This window comes from Sulfuricystis multivorans, from assembly GCF_003966565.1.
Lineage (GTDB): Bacteria > Pseudomonadota > Gammaproteobacteria > Burkholderiales > Rhodocyclaceae > Sulfuricystis > Sulfuricystis multivorans.
The window spans coordinates 37,980-57,951 of record NZ_AP018720.1; the positions used below are offsets into that span (position 1 = coordinate 37,980).

A 19,972-nucleotide genomic window follows, 5' to 3' on the forward strand; every position below is an offset into this window, starting at 1 on the left:
TCTGGCCTTGAATTACGAGGTTTATTCCTACTGGAACATCCTGGAACTCGAAGGGGTATTCAATGCGATCGCCGCGCTGACGGCCTCCTCGGACTTTACGGGCCTGCTACGGCTGCTGGCGATGGTAGCCATCATCTCGCTTGTGCTGGCAGTGTTGTCGGGCCGGGCGAGGCACGAAGACTTCTGGCGCTGGGTCATCATGCTCGCCTTGATCAACGGCATGCTCCTGGTACCAAAAGCGACGGTCATCCTCGTCGATCGCACATCCTCGCAGCCGAGCAGGGTGGTTGCCAACGTCCCGATCGGACTCGCCGCGCTGGCGCACGGCACCAGCAAAATCGGCGACTGGCTCACGCGGGCCTACGAGACGGTTTTCGCGCTCCCCAATGACCTTCAGTTCCAGAAAAACGGCCTGATGTTCGGTCACCGACTGCTTACGGAGAGCGTCAAATTTACACCAGAGATAGTGAACGGCAGATGGATGCGCGATTTCCAGGAGTTCTGGCGGGAATGCGTGATGCCAGACATAGCCTCTAACTATCTGCCCATCGATACGCTTCGCAACTCGCATGATTTCTGGGGTGAATTGAACAATACGAACCCTGCGTTGTATGTCACGCTATCCACTGTCGGCACGGTGAACTGCCCGTCCGCCTATACGGATTTGACCAACCGGCTCAATACCAATGTCATCCCTGCCGTCATACAGCTTCAAGCCGACATGTATTTCCCGGGACAACCCGCCAATGCGACCAATCTCAAGAATGCGCTGACGCAGGCCTATGCCTTCGGCCTTGGTGTAACGAACACGGCAGAGAGTATCGTCAAGCAGCAGGTGTCCATCAACGCCGGAATCACGGCGTATTGTGAGACTTTTGCACAGTTAGGGGATGCCAACAAGGCTTCACTGTGCTATTCGAGCGCAATGGGGGCACACCAGACGAACTACACCTACCAGGTGCTTACCAAGATCGCGGAAAGCTCGATGCCGAAGTTGAAGAGCGCCATCGAAATGATCCAGTATGCTGTATTCCCGATCATACTGGCATTCGCGATCGTTGCCGGGCACATGGGGTTGCCGGTGCTCAAGACCTACGTCATGAGCCTGGTGTGGGTTCAGTTGTGGGCGCCGCTCTACGCGGTGATCCACTACATCCAGACCGTGAGGTTGCCTGAGTATGCAAACCAACTGGCAGGGCTTGGCGACACCCTCGCAGGGCAAGCCAGTTTGTTGCAAATGGGAATATCAGACCAGGCCGTGGCGGGTATGCTCGTCGTGGTCATCCCACCCATCGCTGCCGCGTTGGTCAAAGGTGGAGAGGTCGGCTTGCAGGCTGTAGCCGGGCTTGTGTCCGCCCCGAAGACAGCGGAGCAACAGGCAGCAGCCAACGCCAAGGGCAACGAGACAATTGGGCATTGGGACGCGGCGATGACTATCCGGCAAGGCAACATGGTGCGAGCCTTTGTCAATCCGGACGGCTCTGTCACGTACACAAATGCGGACGGTTCCGAGAGACTCGATGTCGGTTCCGCTATAGACAGAGCCAGCTTCAAAGTTTCAACGGCTCGAAGGGTATCACGGGTGGCTGAGCAAATGTCCGAGCAGGCGGAAACGGCGGCCGTGGGCAATATGGTATCGGCAGGCACGGAAACCGCGGCGGCATTCCAGCAAGTGGCCGACTTCGTTCGGGCACATGCCAAGGGCGCGAATAAGGGCACCAGCTTTAGCGAAGACGATATGGCAAAAATCAGTCAGGCCTATAGTCAAGCGCAGGACATTGCAAAGAATTTCGAGAAGCAGTTTGGGCTCAGGGAGGGGACGGGTGCTCGTGTGCTTGGGGAATTGTCTGTAAGCGGCGGGGGCAAAATATTGGGCGTTGGTGTAGAAGCTAGCCTAAAAGCAGCCGGCTTCAGCGAAGCCACGCTATCCAACGAAAAGAAAATGTCTGAGGCGTTCAAACTGGCCAAATCTTTCAAGGACGCGATGGAGCGCGCGCATCAAGTGTCGCGCCAGTCCAAATACGATACCGGCGAGTCGTCGGAAGCGAAGGCAATGCGTGGCATCCGGGCCAGCCTGGATCAGGCGCAACGCCATTCCGAACTGGCATCGGCCAACTATCAGAAATCGCTTGACTATAAAGAACATGCCAAGCAAGCGCGTGAAGGGTCTGTGACATTCGATGTGGATCTGACGACTAGGCTTATGAATCGCCTTGCCAATGAGCGGGCAACGATCGACGGGCAGAAATATAACGGCTTCAAGAGAGAAGATGTCGATGCGCTGGTGCGTCTGAACAACCCCGAAATGCTGGCGCTGCTGGAAAGACTTGCTGATGAAGAAACAGCAAAAGCGCTTGAAGAAAAATACGGTGGGATTCAGCGGCCCAAGGACGTGTGGGCGTTCTTCAAACAAGGCCAAGAAGGCTTGCAGACGAATAGCGATGTCGCTACGCAAGGCGAGCAATGGCTCGGAAAAGTCCACGGGGATGCCGCCCGTGCTGGCGTAGATCCGGACAAACAAGTCACGAGTAATCTGCCTGGGCAAGTGAATAAAGGTCTGGAACAGACCGGTAACGCCGTCAATAATGGCGGACGACAGGTCGAAGCCGGCGGCAAGCCGCTCCGGCAGGATGTCAATGGTACCGTGAAAAACCCAGGCTCGCTCATGATCAGGGCAGGAAAAGGCGCGGCTCTGGCCGTCAGGGACACGGCGAAAGGAGCCTGGAAAGCGCTTGGTGGCTCATGGCGCGAAGGGGAAAAAACTTCCCGGGAACTAATCAACCAACCGCCAAATGCGCCTCAACAGCCGTCCGCTCAGCAGCCGGTGCAGGGTTCTGGTGATCAACCTACGACGACGCAGCCGCAACCCACGGCGGGATCGGACGGCCAACAGAATGGCGATACACCGCCGCCGCGCGCCCGCTGAATCTACCACCTGCCATCGTACAGCGATGGGATATCGTCACCATAGATGCTATAGCCGCTTGAGCGGCGTCGCATAGTATTCTGTGACTTGATTTGTGGTCGCCGAATGAACGCCATCAACCGCTCCCGTTCTTCCGGCGTCAGCTTCTTGAGCCGCTCGATCTCGTCGGCCGGCAGCCCTTCTTTCTCCAGTTGATCCCACAGGCCATGGACGACCATCCACGCCACGGTTGGCTTGCGCTGCTCTATGGGCTTCTGACGGCCTTCGTATAGAGCGGCGATGCTACCGACGATAAAAAACGCTGCCCATAAGAAGCTGCCATCTACAGAGAAAGCGATGGCTGTGACCAATCCAAACGACGCCAAGACGATCGCCTGCAAACGGAACCATTTTTTCAGGATAAGAAATGGTATTGATGGTATTGCAAGAAGGCTGACAACGATAGCCATTTTCCCCAGCTCTCTGTATTGGTTATCCCCGGTAAGAGCACCGTAAACCAGCAGGCTCGGCAGCAGCATCCCCAGACCAAACAGAGCGCAGGCCTTGGAAAGCCCCCAAAGGGCTGGCGAAAGGCGGCGATTGCGCAGATCTCCTATGGCGTCGATGAGTTTCTTGATGCCATAGCCGATCATCAGCAAGTCGCCAGCAAAAGCTGAATACAGCAGTACGGATTCGATATTCACGTTTCCCCCTCCAGGTCGCCGTAGGAATCACCCGCCTTCAGGCGGGGGATGTCAATTGCCTTGCTCGCCCCTAAGTCCATCCACGTGCTAAAGCTTCCGCAGCATCCAAATCAGGAACCGCTTAAATCTCAATGATTGTATCGCTGTAGCGTGCCATCATCGGATCATGGGTGATGAGCCGCATTGGCTCGACAAGCGCCTGCGCGACCAGGATGCGGTCAAACGGATCGGCATGGTGCGCCGCCAGGTCTTCGACGGCTGCCGCATGCTCGGGCTCCACTGGCAAGAAGCGGTAGCCCGATTCACGAAAATAGCGTAGTGCGTCCTGACTGGACACAGGCATGTCGCCGCGCCCCAGGCTGTGCTTGATGGCGATCTCCCAGACGGTCGCGGCGCTGATCCACACCGACGACTTGGGTGACTCGATCATCTCGCGCGCCTTCTTCGGCAGCTTCGGGCTGTCCGTGATCGCCCATAAGGCGACGTGCGTATCGAGCAGCAGGTTCAAGATCGTCCCCCCAGAAACATGCGGACCACCTCATCGTTGTGCGTGTCGATGTTGTCCGGCACCTCGAACTTACCCTTGGCAACGCCGATGCGCTTGCCGATCGGCATGGTGTCTAATGGCACGAGTTTGGCGGCAGGACGCCCATTACGGGCAATGACGATCTCGCGCTCCTGCCCCTGCTCGATGGATTCCACCAGACGAGACAAAGATGACTTCGCTTGTAGCATGTTGACGTGCGGCATGGCGTTTCTCCTAAGACAAATCCTAGTCTAGTCTGGTCTTGTAGACAAGTCAAGTCTATGTATTCGTCCAGTACCTTTGGCAATCTGGGTGGTGAGTGAAAAGCCTTTTACGGGAGGCAGCGTGCCTGCGCGATGGTGGGGGATCACGGTGTTGTAGGCGATGAGCCTAGGATCGGTTCGGGGTGTTCGCCTGCGTCTGGGCGCCGAGGAGCGGGGAATGAGTGCCGCTGGGTTGCCGCCGCTCTCCCTCAAGGCCTTTTTCCAGCGGTAGAGGGTGCGGCGGGACGCCTACGGCATCCACCGTGGCGGCCAGGCCGTGTTTGTCGAAAAATCGGAGAATCTTGAGTCGTTCTTGGGCTTCTTTCGGGGTCATCCCCCAAAGATGCCCCAGTTTGGCTAGGAGGTCAAAACCCCCTGACCCTGTATCCAATGTGCTGCACTTGCATGGCATTCCTCCGTCATCGAAGGAGTGCCAAAGGTTTCTGAACTTGTGCACACTTTAGCTTGCCGCGCACCAGGTCAAGTTGTGTTATGATGTAATACGTAATCAGTGTTAAATAAGGGGTTGGTATGCACCGGAAAATGACAATCACGCTCGATGAGGCGGTTTACGAGGGGCTTTGCCGGACGGTCGGACGACGCAAGATGAGCCAGTTCATCGAGGACTTGCTACGTCCGCATGTGCTCGACACGTCGCTTGATGACGGCTACCGGGCAATGGCGGCTGACAGGGAAAGAGAAGCTGAAGCAGTGGAGTGGTGCAACGCCCTTGCCGGAGACATGGCCGATGCGGCGCGGTGAAGTGTGGTGGGTGGAATTCGACCATGCTGTGGGTAGCGAAATCCGCAAGACGCGCCCGGCGGTGATCGTGAGCAACGATGCGGCCAACAGGAACCTGTCGCGGGTAGTGGTGGTGCCTGTGACCAGCAACACCGGAAGGCAGTACCCCGGTGAGGCCGTTGTAACCGTTGGCGGGCAGAGCAGCAAAGCTATGGCCGACCAGATCATGGCCGCAGACAAGTCGCGGCTCAAGAGTCAGCTCGGTGTGCTATCTAAAGCGGATATGTTGGCCGTTGAGGATGCGATCAAAGTGCATTTGGCGCTACCGAGGTAACGGCCAAATAGATCGACCAGGTGTGCGACGTGAATCCTCCCACGACTAAGCCGGGGCTGCAGTCTGGGCTTCGCGCTCCGTTTCTCGGGCTTGCGCGTGCAGCCAGAGCGTAGAGAGCTTAACTGCCATCGCCAATCTCCTTGAGCAGTTGCGGGTTGGCATGGTCTCCACGTACCAGGCCGATTCCTAACACCGTTTCCAGGCGAATGACGCGCTCCGTCAGCAATTCGATCCTTTGCTGTTGCAGTTTGATGGTTTCGGCCATACGCTCTACTTTGTCATTCATCTTGATAACCGTGGTGATGGCATCCCACATTTTGTCAGTGACCCCCATCAGACTGCCTCCCTTTTCGATTCGAGGGCTGCGATGCGTTGGTTCGATGCCTCGACGAACGCCAAGGCGTCATCGATAGCAGCGCTTGCTTGCGCCGTAGTTTTAACCATCTGGTCGATCAGACCTTCCAGGAGCGCATCGTTCTCGGACGGATTGAACGAAGCGGCGGCACGGCGAAGGAATTCGCCGACTGAAATGCCGGCCGACTTCGCGGCTTTCGTGATGAACGCCTTTTCCTGCCGGGTAACCAGGACATGGATTCGTTGGGTTGCGGTAGCCATGTTGCTTCCTGTATACACATAACCTGCACATGCACATTATAGGCGCTTGACAGGAACTATCAAGTGCTGTACAAAGCGCATCAGGTGCTCGTAACACCTCTGCAAGCGGTTCTCCGCGCCCGATAGTTCGCGGTATTTTTACGCCCGTAATCCGCCTGCCGCCTCCTTGGGCGGGTTCCGGGTCGAGTCGATGGCCGGGTGTGCGGCTAATAAAAGACCCTTCGGGGGAATACGCCCGCCGCCTTGCAGCGGTTACGAGCACCCGGCCGCCCACGGTCGTTCGTGGGTAATGACTAGATAGGAGCGTAAAAATGAGCCAAGACGAACTCGATCTCCTTGATCGCGAGGAACGCATCTTCAAGTGCTTCCAGGCCGCGATTGGTCTTTTGGATCCCAACGAAGAAGTCCGTGACCCGGACGGGGTGCGCGAGCTGCTGGATTTTCTCGTGGAGGAATACCAGGCGGCCCGTGAGGCGCTGATGAGCCGCGTGCGTGAAATGCGCCGTGAATACGCGGACGTTTGAAGCCGGAATCCGGCAGCACGTCAGCTGCAGTCAGGTATGGCCCGGTGTAATGCTCATTGGGATGGCATTCGTAGCCGCCCAGGCATATGCCATCGACAATCTCGTCTCCCAGGCCATCATGGATGCCGTCCAATTCCACCAAAGAGCCTATGCCGCCAACAACCTGCGTCGCGTCACGGCTTACTATCTGGGCGACTCGGGCGGTTGCGGCAATGTGGCTGTCGAGAGCAGCGACAAGCGAAGTCGTGAGCATTACCGCGTATGCGACGGCGTGATCGAGCAGAGGCAAGATGTCGAGCCATCAGCGCCAACCGATGATCCGAACTACCGGCGTACGGTCGTTGCCGTCGGCAGGCAGGCGCTCCTGGCGGGCGCAGCCATAGGGCGATTCGAAGGTTACGTCATCGAGGCCAGGCGAGTGGGCTGGTCCGGCCGTGACGGCTGCGGCACCGTGGATGTCACCGTGACCTATGGCGACCTAATGGTCGATAACGGGCAACCGAGAGTCTGCCCGTAAAGGGAGCCATGGGGTTCGGAAATGCCAACTACACACGTTAATCAGCGCGTTCAAAAACACCGTGATGCGCTGCGCAGGGCTGGGCTTCGTCCGGTTCAACTCTGGGTGCCTGACACGCGTCGCCCGGGCTTTGAGGAGGAGTGTCGCCGCCAATGCCTGCTTGTTGCTCAGGCCGACAGTGCCGATACCGCCATGCAGCAGTTCATGGATGAAGCCTTGGCAGAAGAGGACGGCTGGACGGAGTGAAGGTAGTTGTCATCCTATTCGCGCTAGCCGGCCTGTTCGCCATCGCCGCGATCATTGCCGAGCGTTTGCAGCGCAAGCGTGCGCCGACAGCGAACAAACAAGCGGAGCATTACCCAGAAAGGCCTTCACCGAGCGTGATGGCGCTATCGAATTACGGAACACACCTGCTTGCAGAAGTAGAACGCAAGCGGCAAGCATCCGAAGAGGCGATCCGCAAACACCAAGCCGCGCTGGAAGAGATCGCGGTCGAGGAAGCCAAGATCCGGTCTGGGCTGGAAGGGGAGTCAAGGTTGGACGATTTTCTCCGCAGCCGTCTCGACGACACATGGACGATCATTGCCGGCTACCGCGCCCATGAAGGCGAGATCGATCGCATCCTGGTTGGGCCGAAAGGCGTGTTCGCCTTCGAGGTCAAGAACGTGGGCGGAATCATCCACTGCGACGGCGACCGCTGGTGGCGCGACAAGACCGACCGGCGCGGCAACATCATCGAGCGAGATGTTCCTATTGCGGACAACGGCGGAAGAAGCCCCTCGCGACAGATCAACGACGCTGCGGATGCTCTGGAACGACTGCTCAAGGGAAATGGACACGACGCGGCAGTCGTACGTATCGTCGTGCTTACACACCCAAGAGCCAGGCTTGGCAACATCAGCCGACTGAACATCCATCTGTTGGCGCGAGTCCAAGACTTATACATGCAGCGAGTGCTCTCACGCGGAGCGCCGCTGTCAGCTGATCAGGCACGCAAGATCGCCACGACCATCCGCCGCCACCACGAGTGGTTCGAACGCAAAGAAAAGCAGTCCGCAAGGCGCGACGACGAGCCGCTCAACCAAGCTTTCTCGCCATCTCCCTGACGAGCTCTTCCAGGCCGGCTACTCGTTTCGCCTCCTGAACGCGAGAAAAAATCTCCTCAAGAACGGCGCTCCGCCTATCCTCGCCCAGTCCGTCGAGTAGCCCTTTCACTGCTTCAAGTCTCCGAAGATAGGCATCATCAAGGGCGGAGGACTTGGCTTCTGCCTCCGCACACATGTCTCCTTGTCCCAGAAGGAGCCAGTTCAGGTTGACGCCAGTCTGTCCGATGGCGACAAGCGCTTCCCCGCCAGGGACGTTGATTCCGAGCTCGTACTTACGAATAACACCAATATGCAATCCGGTCAGGCTGGAGAACTCTTCCTGGGTGAGCCCAAGATGCTTTCTCCACTTCCTTAATCGTTCTCCAATGGCCGACATTGAAATAGCTCCTTTTGGTTATCTTTTCTCTTGACAGTAACCGAAAACGGTATATACTGTGCTCATTAGGTATGTTGGAAAAGCTACATGAACGACATCATTTCGATCAACAGGCAGTTCCTCATTATGGCGCGGGAGGCGGCGAAGTCCCAGGCTGGTGAGGTCATCACCGGGCTGCCCAGGCCTGTGCTGGACAAGCTGGCCGCCCTAAGCCTTGAACAGATCGAGGCGATAGCTCAAGAGGTGGGGGTCAGTCTCATCACCCTCAGGCTCAACGAAGCCGAGCTGGATCGGCTGCTAGCTATGAGGCAGAGAATGGCGTATTCGCTATCGGTAGTCGCTTTGAAGGAGGGTGGATGAAAAAACTCACAATCGATATTCAAGAGCTTGCCGAGGCTCTGGGTGTTCGCCCACACGCAATCCGGCAACACAGGTGCTCCGTCAAACCCCACCCCCTCTTGGAAGGCCTGCCGGCACCTGCATCAACCCGGCCGCGATTGACCTGGTGGGTCGCAGACATTGAGGCTTGGGTCGAATCCCGCCGGAATTTCAAAACGACATCGGCATCTTATGATGCTGAAGTCATAGCTAAGCGCCCGCGTGGGCGGCCGCGAATGGGTGGGCAAGAATAAGGAGAGCCAATGGACGCATCAGATTTTATTTACGAAATGCTCGGCAGACATCTGTCTCACGAGAAATTCGGCTGGGCAATGACAGCCAAATTCACCAACGAGGCCGGGGTAACCGTTTCCGGTCTTCGTGGGCCAGCAAAGAATTCTTTGCTGGTGACCGATGGTGCCGTATTCGTTAGCACCAAGCTCAGACGGCCGGAGAATCTCCCGTCGCACATCACCTGGGGGCACAGCCCTGGTCTCCGTGCCATGGCTTTCGACATGGCAGGTGACACGAATTGGGTATACGTCAGGCTCAGCAACTTTGATCCTGCCAAGGCTTTGCCTGGAAAACCCGTCAATGGTGCTGGCGATATGCTGGTCTTATATGACGATTCTGGTCGCCAGGAAATCTGGTGGTCGAAATCGCTGGCCCAGAATGTCGCGGGGATTCTTCTCGAAGCGTTTAGTGACAAGAAGATCGAGGCTGGAAAACTCATTGTATCGGCCATCAAGGGCGCGAACGATCCCAAGGCATCGCTGTCGCAAAAAAAAGCCTTGCGGCAGATCAATAACCTGATCAGACACTACCCGGAAATCGTCGATGCGCCTGGTGGGTTGATCGACTGCGTCAAATATCTCACAGGAGGAAAAAATGGAGCTGCTGGCTAAGCTCAGGGCAAAGCCGCAAAGCCTTTACCAGGCCCACCAGATCGCGTGGGACATCATTCGCAGGAACAATGGGGACGACAGATTCGTCTTCAGGGTAGTCGATGACCTGATGAAGGTTCGGTCTGTCTCGTTCGAGATCGGCCGCAAACCTATCGTTCCCGAAGCAGGCAAGAAGTACAGGCTCGACATCCTCTTCGATCCCGTCACAACGGACGGAAAGAGGCTCAAGCGTATCTCGGTGAGAGAAAAGGCGATCGAGAAGATCAGGCAGTCGCTCGAAAAGCGCGGGTTCGAGGTCGAAAAGATCGACGGCGCCTACTGCGACCCCATCCCCTTGGGTAAGCCAGGTCTGCAAGAGGTTTACATGCTGCCCTTCCTGGCAACCGGAGATGTGTTTGTCAAGGATGGCAAGCTTGCCGAGGAGGCATTTTGGCATGGCGTTGGCAAGAGCAAGCGATTTGGATTTGGCATGATCGAGTTGGAGGCGCTGTGATTCCATTCATGCTTAAGGTGCCGGTGCTTACCCCAGTTCTCCGTACCGGGGGCTATTTGACGCTGGACGGCATTATCCAGGATGCCTATTTCCGGTCTACCGGAAGGCTTCTGTCTGATGACGAGATGCCTTTCGCGAAGGAAGGCGAGGTATTTCACGCAAGCGCCTGCTTCTTTCCGTTGCAGGATCTTGCATATGGCAATCTGACCCTTTACGGCAGGCTGCAACACGACGAGCTTCGCTCCCTTCCTGAAAGAGCCCTTCCCAAGAGAGGGGGGCGCTATACCTATGAATCGGCTAGCGGAGAGATGAAAGCCCCGAAGGGGTCTTTCCAGACCGTCAATACTCCATTCGTGATGTGGTTTTGCTTTGGCGACCCCGACAAGACGCTCGATCTTCTCGGTCACGTTCAGGGCATTGGGCGAAAGATTGGCATGGGTTGGGGAAGCGTAGATCACGAAAACGTGTCGATCACGACGCTGCAAGAAGACGCATCGTTCGTTCTTCATGGCAACGCTGCGCGGCCGATTCCTGTGGAGATGTGGCAAGGCCGGCCACAGCAACGGCGGTATTGCGCCATCAGGTACCCATACTGGTCTTCCAAGCAGGTGGAATGCGTGGTGCCTACCGCGAAAGTTCTTCGTTTTTCACAAATCCCTAATTGAAGAAAGGAAAAGTCATGGACATCATCATCAATGGTCATCTCAAAACCGAAACTCCTCTGACCTACACCGCTCCGAACCTCGAAGGCTTGCCGACTATCGGCGGGCAGCCGTATCTGCCTTCCTCTGCCATTCGTGGCAAGTTGCGTCGCCACATGCGCGATTACATCGTCGACGCGACCGGGAAAAAGCTGAACTTCCTCGACTTCTACTTCCTGTCCGTGGGTGGCCTCAACAACGAGGGCAAGGGCAAGGCCTCCAAGGAATCCAAGGAAGAGGAAGAAAACAGTGCCGGCGAGAATCTCGAATCCCAGGCCATCGACTACGCGATGGCTGCGCAAAAGATCAATCCGCTCATCTCTATCTTCGGTTGTGGACCTGGGTCGCCGGTAGCGATCGCCTCGAAGTTGATCGTGTCGCATGCCATTGCCGTTGGCGATCCCTTGAAAGTCAAGTGCCGCATCGAACCATGTCGAACGGACGATGCCCGCGTTTCACCCGCAGAGACCTATGAGCTCGTGTCTGAGGACTTTTTTGAGGAATACCATCGGCAAAGCACGCTTCAACGACGCGGCTCTGAACTCAAGAAGCAAAAAGATGACCTTCATAAGCGTATCAAAAAGGCCTCTTCTGCCGAAGAAGCGCAAGCAATTCGCGAAGAGATCAAGAAGATAGACGAGGAGTTGAACAAGAAACCGGTTTCCATCTCCAATCCGGCGCTTGGTTACGACGCCATCGCGCCAGGAACGAATCTGGCTGTCTTCATGCGCATGCAGCGGGCGTCCGATGTGGAAATAGCGCTGCTCATGAAAGCATTTGAGCGGTTGGCCTTCAATCCCGTGTTTGGCGGCCGAAAGGCAGCCGGAAATGGTCTGGTTTCAGGCGAGTTCGTCGTGTCTACCTGCGAACGACCCGGCCAGCCGATCAAAAACGTCGGCACTTTTGGGTGGGATGCCTTTTCTTTGTCATTGACGGCAACCGAAAAAGCCAAGGAATGGCTCGAAAAGCCCATCGACTTTGGTGTTCTTGATTTCAGTTACGAGGCGCTGCGCAAGGCCGTTAAGTAAAAAGGGGGTGACTGGATATGGGAATCAGTATCGAGGAAGTCTTTGCGGCCTGCGATGGTCTGCGGCCGCCAACGCAGGTGCAGATCGACTATTCCAGGCATGTCCTGCGGTCTATCGAGTGCTCGGCGGAAAGAAACGGCGGGGAAGTGCTGATCGAGGCAAGTACCGGGGTCGGGAAAACCATTGGTTACCTGATCCCAGCCATGCTGACGGCAGCTACCCAGAACGGTCGGGTAATTGTCTCGACCTACACGAAGTCATTGCAAAAGCAGGTCGAGGCTGACGCCGCCATTGTTGCAGACGGCATCGAGAAGGTGACGGGGAAGCGTCTCAAGGTGGCCCGCTTCATTGGCAGGGGCAACTTTTTCGATATCGATCGCGTCATCGAGTATCGTGATGCTGCTGCCATGAGCGGGAAGCCGGATGACGTCGTCAAAGAATGGGATGCTTTGATCGACTGGCTCAATGATTTGAGCACTTCCGGCGAGATCGACGACTATCTCGAAGAGAACGGCCGCCTTCCGGAAGGTGTAAGCAAGTCTTCGGTTTGCGCTGACGCGGCAACGACTTCCGTTAAACATTCAAAGATGGTCGAATCCGTCATTGATGCGGACGTAATCATCACGAATCACGCCATGCTTTGCATGGCGGCGGCGTGGGACATCGAGGAACTGTTTCACGGCAAAGAAAACCAGACGCCGATCCGTGCCGTCATTGCGGATGAAGGGGATCGCCTAACGGATGCTGCAAAAAATATCGTTGTTTCTTCAGCTCCGTTTCGGAGAATCCTGACTCTCTCGCAAAAAGCAGAAAATCTTGGCGGGCCATCGTCCCTGTCCAATCTAACGCAGGATATCTACGACTATCTCTGCGAAAGCTACCATGGGCTCAAGCACAGGCTGGATGGTGACGCGATCATGTATTCCGATGTCGGGGAGCAGCTCAAAGAAAAGGTAAAGGAGTACTACCACTCGGTCAAGGAAATCTTTGCCTCGAAAGAATGGAAGTCGCTCAAGATGTCGGCTTCTCTTTCTAGCATCTGTCTCGATATCGAAAGCTATATCAGTACGCTTGCCATGGTGACAGGAGAGAAGTCTTTGCCGGTTCCGGCGGAGGGTGTTTTGAGCTACTCACCAGAAAGGCACTTCCCGTCAATTGAAGTCGTGCCGATCTACCCGGCGCGGGTCGTGAGTCGCGCCATCAAAAGATGGCGCGATGCAGATGATCGCATGACAAGTGGTTGCGCAGCTTTCATTGTGACGTCGGCCACTCTCCAGGGTGCAAATCAAAAGAGCAAATTCTGGGAAATCTCAAACAAGCTGGGCATTTTCGATACCGTCAACCCGTGTGCCGATCTGCATAAGGCTTTTTCGCCACGCGAATTCGGTAAGCTGAAGCAGATCGTCCTGGCCGATCCAAGCGTCCACAAACCCTATGACGGCTCGGACATCGCGGACGATGGGGAACAGGATGTCAAGGTAAACGAAGAGTGGTTGGGCTACATTGCCAGGATGGTGAAATCTGCGGCAAATACTGGCCGCTTCACGCTCGCCCTGGTTAACAGCTACCGAGTTGCCTCAGAAATCAAGATCGAGCTGGACAAATCCGGCGTATCCGTTCCCGTCGTCCTCAAGCATCGGGGCGTTCGACTCGATAGCGCCGTGAAAGCGCTTCTTGCGAAGGGGAATGGTGTTCTCGTCACCCCGGCCGGCTGGGAAGGGTTGGATGCTCGTAGCTTCGGTTTTTCATGGGACAACGTTGTCATCTGTCAGCTTCCGCTTGTTAGTAACGATGCGCATAGGAAAGTGATCGTGGACTACCTGATCAGCAAAGGAAAGAGCAGGGAAGAGGCGCTTGGCATCGTGTACGGAGATTCCATCTCTTCTGCCTTCCGAAAAATGAAGCAAGGCATTGGTCGCGGAATTCGGTCTGAGACGGATGAGTTTTCTCTTTGGTTGGGCGACCCGAGAATCGCTGTATTCGGAAGCGTGACCGAGACGGACGACATCATCCCGGACCCGGTAAACCGCACCTACAACCAGTTCAGGTCGGCGATTCCGCAAAGATTCAGCGATGTACCAACTCGCATCTTGCTGAAAGACGGGACGCTCTTGAGCTAGATTCAAAAAACTCTCGCGCACAGCAAGACGATGGCATATCTGGCCGTGCGCGGGGTTTAGTTTGGTCTGCTGGATCTTTGTCCCCTCTTAGAGGGGATTACAACTCGATGCCCCGGCAAGGCCGGGCGGGTCGTGCTGGAGCTTTGTCCCCTCTTAGAGGGGATTACAACACGACCTTGGCGGGGGGGCTTGCCCCCGCCCGCTGGATCTTCGTCCCCTCTGAGAGGGGATTCGGCCTTAGTGTCGCAGTCATGCCGCTAGGTCGAGCAGTAAGTCCGATCAAGGAAGGATTGCTTATGGTTGAACTAATGGAGCTTGATAGACTTCGTCTAGCCCGCGATCTCATCAAGGCGGGGCTACGGTTGGCGGTTGTCCGGAGCATGACGGATATCGGGACGCGCACTCTGCGGCAATGGTGGAAGGATATCCACGGTGTGCGGCCGTCCAACGGCAAGCTGCCGGAGTCCGTCCTGTCCTTTATAAAGGACAAGGATTCGGCCGCCAGGCTATCCGCATTCGCCGCTATCCACAGACGATTGTATGGGGCTACACTGACGCCGGAAACGCTGCTCTCGACGTGGCAAGAGTTTCAGGATATCTGCTGCCCAATCGACATCAACGCGGCGTATTTCGCAGCCCGTGACGTGAAAGCCAGGATCGTGGCGTTTCCGCGTTGCACTCAATGCAGCGCCAGTTTCATCTACGACAGGGGCAGCAGGCATACTGATCGCTGCCCGTTCTGTGGAACGAATATCGCAGCCTGATCGCATGGTGGCAGCGAAACAGCGCATCTCCGTGCGCTTTTCGGGGCGATTTTCCGGCACCGCCTGCGTACCATACTGGCATGCTCGAAGCGATCTATTCCCACCTTGCACGCCGCGCTGCGATGTACCTCTGGATGCTGGTTGTCTTCGTGGCGTTCGGGCGGTATTTCACCCTGACTATCAACGTCTCGGACTCGTTGCCTGGCACGGTCTTTCTTGTCCAGAAAGGCGCGAAACCAGGCAAAGGCGATCTGGCGGCTTTTCGGTACAACGGCGGTGGGCCTTATGAGCGGGGTAGCTTATTCCTTAAACGGGTGGCGGGCATGTCTGGGGCGACGGTGACTAGTCATGATGTTGGCTACGGCTACCGGGATTATTTCGTCGATGGCGAATTCGTAGGCAGAGCAAAGCCACTATCCAAGGCCGGCAAACCACTTAAGCCTGGCCCGGTTGGGCTCATTCCAGAGGGGCATTACTACATGGCCGCGCCCAACCCAGACAGCCTCGACTCTCGCTATGCCTTGGTCGGGTGGGTCCGAGACAGCCAGATTGTTGGGCGGGGAATCAGGATTTTCTGATGAGCCAGAATCAGACTTTTCTTCGGCTCTGGACGGCGGTTCTGATTCAAGCCATCCGCGACGTCGAAACCGGGGATAAGGAGGAACAAAATTCCGCCTTGGCGTGGATGTTCGGTGGCATCCCGTCGGGTCGTGTGAGCTTCGCGGCCGTTTGTTCATGGCTGGAAATCGATCCAGATCAAGTCCGCGCTGCTCTTTTGCGTCGCAGGAGATTTGCCTTCTGTTACAACCGGTGGCGCGAAGCAACGAGGGAGAGGATTGCGGCGTGATCTTCTGGAAGAAAAGACCGAAGCCAGATTCGCAGCCCATCTCGCGCGAGCACGTCATGCAATGGCGTGATGACGATATCCCGCGCTACCCGCCATTCATGAAGGGCCTCCCGGCCGTATCGCCAGAAAAGCTACTGGAAACACAGGCCGAGCTGATCGAACGCATCGCCGACACGGCGATCGCTCTGCCCGCGCAGTTCGAGCGCTACTACCTGTCTGCAATCGAGCGCTTTGCGCGATTCGCCCACCTGCTGCCGGCGTCGCAGTCACACCACCATCGAGGCGCCGGCGGTCTTCTCAGGCATTCACTGGAAGTTGGCTTGTGGGCGCTCCAATCCGCGGACAAGGTGTTGCTCGATGCAGCGAAGACGCCATCCCAACGGCGCGAAATGGAGCCACGCTGGCAGTTCGCCGTGTTCGTGGCGGCGCTGTGTCACGACGCGGGCAAGCCGGTAACCGATCTCACCGTGGCCAATCGGGATCGGTCGGCGGTGTGGAAGCCGATCAAGGAAGACTTGTACGACTGGGCCACACGAAACAGAATCGATGCCTACTTCCTCGACTGGCGTGAAGGCCGTTCCCGGCAGCACACCGTCCTTTCCAATCTGATCGCCGATCGAATCATTGGCGCAGAGGCGCTCGAATGGATCGAAGAGGGCGGCACGGAACTCATCGTATGGCTCATGGAGTCGCTCAACTGCAATCCAAGCCCGACGAACCTCATCCACGATCTGGTTATCAAGGCGGATCAAACGAGCGTGGAACGCGACCTAAAGACGCTCGGCGTCGCGATGGCCGGTTACGACCTGGGTGTTCCCGTGGAGCGCCATCTGACGGACATCATGCGCCGCTTCATCAAGGAGGGCGTTTGGCTTGTCAATGAACCTGGCGCGCGGCTGTGGAATATCGACGGCCACCTGTATCTGATCTGGCCCGCCGCTGGCGAGGAAATCGCCAGGCAGGTTCATGAGGATGGCATTCCGGGCATTCCGAGAACGCCGGATGGCATTCTGGACATGCTGGTTGAACGTCAGATCGCGTTCGTCCGTGACGGCACCGCGCCGGGCGATCGACTCTGGAAGATCGCGCCAGCGATCCTGGCAGAAAAGATCCCAGACATCAGGCTCACTGCCATCAGGTTGAGGGATGAGGCGATGGTGTCGTCCGCGCCGATCCCTTCGGTCGAGGGGAGAATCGTCAATGGACAGGAAGGGACTGAAAGCTCATCTGTGCGCCAACAACCTGTCGATACGGATAGCCAGGTTCAGCACGACGAACAAGTGAGCGCGACAGGGCTAGCTGGGGACAAAAACGAAACCTCAGCGCCTACTAACCCCCAGACAAGTCATGCGGGCGCGCCAGCCGTAGGCGTGGAAGAAGCTGCCGTCGTCAAGACGGACGACGGCCAGGCTCGTAAGACGGCCCGGAGCATGCCATCCCTGACCGGCGATGCTAAGGCCAAACACAGCGACCCGAAGGACGACGCGCAACCCATCAACCGCTGCGCGATCGTGCTAGACGGAGCAGTAGGCGAAGCTCTCAAGGCGCTCGCGCAAGACCTCAAGTCCGGCGACAAGCGATGGGGGGGCGATGTCATCATCGACGCCGAGCAGCATGTGCTGCTCCGATGGCCGGACGCATTCAGCGGGTACGGGCTGACCGCCAAGTCGATTCTCGACGAGTTGGGCAGCCGGGGGTGGTTGTGGATCGATCCTATGGCCCCCTTGAAAAAGGTCGTGGAAGCGCAGTTCGATGGCAGCGTTGCGAAAGCCATCCGCCTGACGCGAGAAATCAGCCAAGCATTGATTCGTGAGGCCGGCGCAGCACTGGATGGCGGTCACGCCGATGTCGTAGTCAAAGATTCTCCGCGCCAGGAGGCAAAGAAGAAACCAGCCGAACCAGAGTCCTCGCAGAAGCAAGAGAAACCGGTAAATCATGGTCGCAAGCCAAAGCGCGAGGCAACAAGCCTTGATGAGAAAGCTCGCGTAGCGAGTTCCAGTGAAACCAAAGCGACTCCAAGGAGTTCCGGCGAAGCCAAAACTCGACAAATGGATGAGCGGCCAGGCGAGATACCGGTAAGCGCCGATATGGAAACGGACGCGGATCAAGGAAAGCAGGATGCTGCGGAAGCAACAGGGCAGCCATCCATAGATGATGTCATAGAGGCAATCAAAGAACTCCCGGCAACCACGCAGACCGATGGATTCCTTCTCGTCGCCGTTCGGGATGTGCTTGAGGAGTGCAGAAAGCGCGGCCTTAGGATCACGTATAGGCGCTTACGAGAGATGGGTGGCAAGGAGCCGGATAGGCTATCTGTGGATGGGGGAGTCGTCCGATTCAAGTTTTGATCCGAAAAGCAACCAAAGTGAGCGTTTTTAACGCCAGTTTTGGTTGCGGACTGTGCAAGCATACCCAACATGCCATCCAGATCGATTACCGCCATTTCGCTGATCTTTCTCGTCTTCTGCACCCCTCTTCGCGCTGAAGATCTGGGCGTGATCGGCCCGACTTACGACATTACCGAGCGCGATCTGATCGAGGTTTTCAAGGACAAGTTCCGCCGGATGGAAAAGACCGGCGAGCTTGCGGCCATGCAAGAAAACTACAAGAAGCGGGTCATCGAAGGTGTAGAGCGCCCGCGCCCCGTGCCTGGAATCAAGCCCACGGAAGTTGCGAAAACCCATTACATCGATCCAACGTTTACGCTGGATAGGAATGTCGTGGACGAACACGGCCGGATCCTCTATCCGGCCGGTACAAAGATCAACCCGTTCGACTACGACCGCATGAGCAAGGTATTGCTCTTCTTCGACGGTCGGGACAAGGGGCAAGTGGCATTCGCAAAGCGGTTCATGGCGGAATCCAAAACACCGGTGAAGCCGATCCTGGTCGCCGGCGAGCCGCTCAAGCTCATGCGCGAGTGGAAGCGGGAGGTGTTCTATGACCAAGGCGGGGCGCTGTCCAGGCGCTTTGCCATTACCCAGTCCCCCGCCGTAGTCGCCCAAGAAGGAAAAAGGATTCGTGTCGATGAAGTTCGCCCGTAGCCTGATCTTTGCAGCGATTTTTCTCTTCGTTGCCAGCCAGTCGTGGGCTGCGACCTGCAAAGGCAAGTTCGCCAACCCCATCACCGAAATTTGCTGGTCTTGTGTCTTCCCGATCTATATCGCCGGTGCCAAGATCAACCCGTTCCAGCAGGAGGATTCGAACATCGTTGCCGGAAACCCGCTCTGCTGGTGTGGAAACCCTCCAAAGATAGGAGTCAAGGTCGCATTCTGGGAACCGCTGCGCCGTGTCGATGTGGTGCGCGAACCGTTCTGCATGGCAGGTCTCGGGGGCATCAAGATGAACCCAGGCTTCGATGCGCCGGTTCATGGGCGCTCCAAGACTGACGCACAGACGACGAGTTCCTTCTACCAGGCGCACTGGTACATCGACCCGGAGATTTTCGTGTTACAGGCCGTTCTCGACAACGGTTGCCTGGAGAACCTGAGCTTCGACGTAGCCTACCTCACCGAGCTCGACCCGCTGTGGAACGACGATGAGCTCACCCGTATCCTGAATCCGGATGTCTATCTCTTCGCGAACATTCCGGCACAGGCCGCTTGCGCTGCGGACTGTGTCGCTGCGACAGCCGGGTTCTCCAACAACCTCTTCTACTGGTGCGGGGGGTGCCAAGGCTCGCTTTATCCGCTCAACGGTAACGTGGGGACACATATCGGTGGCGTGCAGGCATCATCGCTCATCGTTCAGCGCTTGACCGCGAAGATGCACCGTGAACTTCTGATGTGGGGCGCACATGGCGAAGACGGTCTGTGCGGTTACTACCCGATCCCGCTCATGGACAAGACTGCCTACAAGTATCAGATGCTCTATCCGATTCCGCAGACCAGGGGGACACCATCCAAGATCACGCCACCGCAAGACTGGATCGGTCGTTGTTGCCAGCCGTTCGGACGGACGACCATGATCTGGGGGGCTGGACGGGAGTTCCCGTTTGTAGGAGAGGATTTTGTCTATCAGATTTTCCGCAAGCGCAACTGCTGTCAAGGCGCTGTCAAATTTGGTGGCTAACAAGATGCGTTTTCGGTTTTTCCACGTCCTCCTCCCTCACTTGCTCCTGGCGCT

At 56.9% G+C, this 19,972-nt stretch carries 25 protein-coding genes; 19 read left to right on the forward strand and 6 right to left on the reverse strand.

Features of this window, described 5'->3' with window-relative positions; translation table 11 throughout:
• Window positions 1–7 precede the first annotated feature (7 nt).
• Window positions 8–2,926 (forward strand): conjugal transfer protein TraG N-terminal domain-containing protein, encoded by a 2,919-nt coding sequence (locus EL335_RS13895; protein WP_172600135.1) that lies wholly within the window; start codon window positions 8–10, stop codon window positions 2,924–2,926.
• Window positions 2,927–2,928: 2 nt separating this feature from the next.
• Here the strand turns inward: EL335_RS13895 and EL335_RS13900 are convergent, their stop codons facing one another.
• The 3 genes from EL335_RS13900 to EL335_RS13910 form a co-directional block, all read right to left on the reverse strand.
• Window positions 2,929–3,609 carry a hypothetical protein gene (locus tag EL335_RS13900; protein ID WP_126448300.1) on the reverse strand — a complete coding sequence of 227 codons (681 nt, stop codon included), beginning with the start codon at window positions 3,607–3,609 and terminating at the stop codon, window positions 2,929–2,931.
• A 121-nt stretch (window positions 3,610–3,730) separates the two neighbouring features.
• Window positions 3,731–4,117: a type II toxin-antitoxin system VapC family toxin gene (locus EL335_RS13905; RefSeq protein WP_172600136.1), complete on the reverse strand. Its 387-nt coding sequence runs from the start codon at window positions 4,115–4,117 to the stop codon at window positions 3,731–3,733.
• Window positions 4,114–4,359, reverse strand: coding sequence for a type II toxin-antitoxin system Phd/YefM family antitoxin (locus EL335_RS13910; protein WP_126448302.1), 246 nt, complete (start codon window positions 4,357–4,359; stop codon window positions 4,114–4,116). The genes EL335_RS13905 and EL335_RS13910 overlap by 4 nt, the downstream gene beginning before the upstream one ends.
• 570 nt (window positions 4,360–4,929) lie before the next feature.
• On the opposite strand from EL335_RS13910, the gene EL335_RS13915 reads away from it, so the two are divergent.
• Together EL335_RS13915 and EL335_RS13920 are read left to right on the forward strand one after the other, a co-directional pair.
• Window positions 4,930–5,160, forward strand: coding sequence for a DUF8778 family protein (locus tag EL335_RS13915; protein WP_126448304.1), 231 nt, complete (start codon window positions 4,930–4,932; stop codon window positions 5,158–5,160).
• Entirely contained in the window at window positions 5,147–5,473 is a 327-nt protein-coding gene (locus EL335_RS13920) for a type II toxin-antitoxin system PemK/MazF family toxin (RefSeq protein ID WP_126448306.1), read from the forward strand. Before EL335_RS13915 ends, EL335_RS13920 begins: the two co-directional genes overlap by 14 nt.
• 118 nt (window positions 5,474–5,591) lie before the next feature.
• On the opposite strand, the gene EL335_RS13925 is transcribed toward EL335_RS13920, so the two are convergent.
• Complete coding sequence (locus tag EL335_RS13925) at window positions 5,592–5,807, reverse strand: hypothetical protein (protein ID WP_126448308.1); 216 nt, start codon at window positions 5,805–5,807, stop codon at window positions 5,592–5,594.
• Window positions 5,807–6,088, reverse strand: a complete 282-nt coding sequence (locus EL335_RS13930) for a plasmid mobilization protein (protein WP_126448309.1) — start codon at window positions 6,086–6,088, stop codon at window positions 5,807–5,809. The genes EL335_RS13925 and EL335_RS13930 overlap by 1 nt, the downstream gene beginning before the upstream one ends.
• A 311-nt stretch (window positions 6,089–6,399) precedes the next feature.
• On the opposite strand from EL335_RS13930, the gene EL335_RS13935 reads away from it, so the two are divergent.
• The 4 genes from EL335_RS13935 (at window position 6,400) to EL335_RS13950 (ending at window position 8,235) form a co-directional block, all read left to right on the forward strand.
• Window positions 6,400–6,612, forward strand: coding sequence for a hypothetical protein (locus tag EL335_RS13935; protein WP_126448311.1), 213 nt, complete (start codon window positions 6,400–6,402; stop codon window positions 6,610–6,612).
• Between the two features lie 61 nt (window positions 6,613–6,673).
• Window positions 6,674–7,129: a hypothetical protein gene (locus EL335_RS13940; RefSeq protein ID WP_126448313.1), complete on the forward strand. Its 456-nt coding sequence runs from the start codon at window positions 6,674–6,676 to the stop codon at window positions 7,127–7,129.
• Window positions 7,130–7,150: 21 nt separating this feature from the next.
• Window positions 7,151–7,375 (forward strand): antitoxin MazE family protein, encoded by a 225-nt coding sequence (locus tag EL335_RS13945; RefSeq protein ID WP_126448315.1) that lies wholly within the window; start codon window positions 7,151–7,153, stop codon window positions 7,373–7,375.
• A 65-nt stretch (window positions 7,376–7,440) separates the two neighbouring features.
• Window positions 7,441–8,235, forward strand: a complete 795-nt coding sequence (locus EL335_RS13950) for a nuclease-related domain-containing protein (protein ID WP_284155522.1) — start codon at window positions 7,441–7,443, stop codon at window positions 8,233–8,235.
• Here EL335_RS13950 and EL335_RS13955 read toward each other — a convergent pair.
• A complete protein-coding gene (locus EL335_RS13955; protein WP_126448317.1) occupies window positions 8,207–8,611 on the reverse strand; it encodes a helix-turn-helix domain-containing protein in 405 nt (134 codons plus the stop codon). The genes EL335_RS13950 and EL335_RS13955 overlap by 29 nt on opposite strands.
• A gap of 87 nt (window positions 8,612–8,698) precedes the next feature.
• Here EL335_RS13955 and EL335_RS13960 point away from each other — a divergent pair, with 87 nt between their 5' ends.
• The 12 genes from EL335_RS13960 (at window position 8,699) to EL335_RS14010 (ending at window position 19,918) form a co-directional block, all read left to right on the forward strand.
• Window positions 8,699–8,971 carry a hypothetical protein gene (locus EL335_RS13960; protein WP_126448319.1) on the forward strand — a complete coding sequence of 91 codons (273 nt, stop codon included), beginning with the start codon at window positions 8,699–8,701 and terminating at the stop codon, window positions 8,969–8,971.
• A 281-nt stretch (window positions 8,972–9,252) separates the two neighbouring features.
• Entirely contained in the window at window positions 9,253–9,894 is a 642-nt protein-coding gene (locus EL335_RS13965; RefSeq protein WP_126448321.1) for a hypothetical protein, read from the forward strand.
• Entirely contained in the window at window positions 9,878–10,387 is a 510-nt protein-coding gene (locus EL335_RS13970) for a hypothetical protein (protein WP_126448323.1), read from the forward strand. The genes EL335_RS13965 and EL335_RS13970 overlap by 17 nt, the downstream gene beginning before the upstream one ends.
• A complete protein-coding gene (locus EL335_RS13975) occupies window positions 10,384–11,052 on the forward strand; it encodes a hypothetical protein (RefSeq protein WP_148103026.1) in 669 nt (222 codons plus the stop codon). Before EL335_RS13970 ends, EL335_RS13975 begins: the two co-directional genes overlap by 4 nt.
• A 14-nt stretch (window positions 11,053–11,066) precedes the next feature.
• Window positions 11,067–12,116 carry an RAMP superfamily CRISPR-associated protein gene (locus tag EL335_RS13980; RefSeq protein ID WP_126448327.1) on the forward strand — a complete coding sequence of 350 codons (1,050 nt, stop codon included), beginning with the start codon at window positions 11,067–11,069 and terminating at the stop codon, window positions 12,114–12,116.
• Window positions 12,117–12,133: 17 nt separating this feature from the next.
• Window positions 12,134–14,236: a helicase C-terminal domain-containing protein gene (locus EL335_RS13985; protein WP_126448329.1), complete on the forward strand. Its 2,103-nt coding sequence runs from the start codon at window positions 12,134–12,136 to the stop codon at window positions 14,234–14,236.
• Between the two features lie 308 nt (window positions 14,237–14,544).
• Window positions 14,545–15,000: a FlhC family transcriptional regulator gene (locus EL335_RS13990; RefSeq protein ID WP_284155524.1), complete on the forward strand. Its 456-nt coding sequence runs from the start codon at window positions 14,545–14,547 to the stop codon at window positions 14,998–15,000.
• Between the two features lie 80 nt (window positions 15,001–15,080).
• A complete protein-coding gene (locus EL335_RS13995; RefSeq protein WP_126448333.1) occupies window positions 15,081–15,578 on the forward strand; it encodes a S26 family signal peptidase in 498 nt (165 codons plus the stop codon).
• Complete coding sequence (locus EL335_RS14400; protein WP_172600138.1) at window positions 15,578–15,847, forward strand: hypothetical protein; 270 nt, start codon at window positions 15,578–15,580, stop codon at window positions 15,845–15,847. The genes EL335_RS13995 and EL335_RS14400 overlap by 1 nt, the downstream gene beginning before the upstream one ends.
• On the forward strand, window positions 15,844–18,195 hold the full coding sequence (mobH, locus tag EL335_RS14000; RefSeq protein ID WP_172600139.1) for a MobH family relaxase: 2,352 nt from the start codon (window positions 15,844–15,846) through the stop codon (window positions 18,193–18,195). Before EL335_RS14400 ends, mobH begins: the two co-directional genes overlap by 4 nt.
• A gap of 69 nt (window positions 18,196–18,264) precedes the next feature.
• On the forward strand, window positions 18,265–18,891 hold the full coding sequence (traW, locus tag EL335_RS14005; RefSeq protein ID WP_126448337.1) for a type-F conjugative transfer system protein TraW: 627 nt from the start codon (window positions 18,265–18,267) through the stop codon (window positions 18,889–18,891).
• Window positions 18,875–19,918, forward strand: a complete 1,044-nt coding sequence (locus EL335_RS14010) for a TraU family protein (protein ID WP_126448339.1) — start codon at window positions 18,875–18,877, stop codon at window positions 19,916–19,918. The genes traW and EL335_RS14010 overlap by 17 nt, the downstream gene beginning before the upstream one ends.
• Window positions 19,919–19,972: the final 54 nt, after the last annotated feature.